A 622-nucleotide genomic window follows, 5' to 3' on the forward strand; every position below is an offset into this window, starting at 1 on the left:
TTAAAAACCGAAACTTGCTCTACACTTTTAATTAAATTCCTGCATATAAATACTGATGCGTTAAGTTCGATTGCTCGCATTTATAAGCAGAACAACTTAGCTAACTTATATTTGTATATAAATTCAGCGATTTAAATAAGACACAAGCAGCAAAGAGAAACGCATACGCATGGCTACCAATACGCCAACCAATCTAACTGGCCTAGCACGAAAATTCGTTCTTGATCATATTATTGATGAAGACACAGCTCTAAAGGCGCAATCGCATGCGATAGAAAACAACATACCTCTGATCACCCACTTAGTTTCAGAAAACTTGGCGAACTCGAAAGCGATCGCTTTTAGTGCCGCAGAGGAATTCGGCTTACCCGTTCTTGATCTAAACGCATTCCTCAAGGTCTCGTATCCCGAAAAAGTCGTTGAAGAAAAATTGATCCGCAAGCATCGCGCGCTACCTCTATACGTGCGTGGAAATCGACTCTTTATCGCCGTATCCGATCCAACAAACGTTAACGCCGTAGACGAGATTAAATTCCATACAGGGATGAGTGTTGACTCAGTATTAGTAGAAGACGACAAGTTGATCAGTGCTATCGACAAGTACCTTGAATCTCAAGACGAC

1 pseudogene is annotated in these 622 nt (G+C 41.2%); it reads left to right on the plus strand.

The features are described from left to right. Positions 1-169 precede the first annotated feature (169 nt). Positions 170-622: pseudogene (locus A3750_RS24310) on the plus strand (type IV-A pilus assembly ATPase PilB); the annotation flags it as partial.

This window comes from Oleiphilus sp. HI0079 (assembly GCF_001635105.1).